Below are 694 nucleotides of genomic sequence, written 5' to 3'. Positions count from 1 at the left end.
GAAGACGAAGGCCAGCCGTGGAACTGGACAGTAGCTTACGAAACCGCGATCGGCGTGCTTAATCTAACTCCAGATGAATTTTTTGATCTTACCCCTCATGAAATCAATCTCAAAATCCGGGCATTCTCCCAAAATCATGAAAGATTCATTTCTGATCTCCATTTCCTGGGAATGCTGGTATCTGTCGCGGTGAACTCTCCGAAGGATTATCCAAAGCTGGAGAATTTGCTGAACAAACCTAAGAAACAAATTCGTACAGATGTTGATGAGGAAATTAAAAACCGAATTAAAAATCGGTTGATGAGGCTCAAACATGCCTGGAGAACAAGTAGCGGCGGCTTATGCGAAAATCTCACTTGATGCGGCAGAATTCCATTCCGGATTGAAACAAGCGGAATCTGCATTCTCGTCTTTCGCCAGAAATGTAGAGAGTACTGGTTCGAAAATCGCCGGTGTGATGACGACCATCGGGAAAGGAGTGGTAGCTGGATTTGCGGCAGTGGGCGCGACGGTGACTGGTGGGGTCGCGGCATTCTCGGATTTTGAAAAAGGTCTGGCGTCGGTTTCGAAGACCACAGGGATCACCGGAAAGGATTTGGAAGCACTGGGCGATTCAATCCGCCAGCTGGCTCGAGATACGCCTGTCACCGTCAGCGAACTGGAAAAAATAGCTGAGACAGCTGGGTCGCTGGGC

2 protein-coding genes are annotated in these 694 nt (G+C 48.7%); both read left to right on the top strand.

The features are described from left to right. The coding region (locus QHG98_09760; GenBank protein MDH7597996.1) for a phage tail assembly chaperone at window positions 1-360 on the top strand (360 nt) is incomplete at its 5' end. Continuing rightward, window positions 314-694 (top strand): hypothetical protein (locus QHG98_09755; GenBank protein MDH7597995.1); only part of this gene is annotated, 381 nt, incomplete at its 3' end. The genes QHG98_09760 and QHG98_09755, both read left to right, overlap by 47 nt.

Origin of the sequence: Methanothrix sp. (genome assembly GCA_029907715.1) — an archaeon.
In the GTDB taxonomy this organism is placed as follows: Archaea; Halobacteriota; Methanosarcinia; order Methanotrichales; family Methanotrichaceae; genus Methanothrix_B.
Note: the sequence above shows the minus strand (reverse complement) of the source record. Positions and strands in the feature narration are given on the sequence as shown.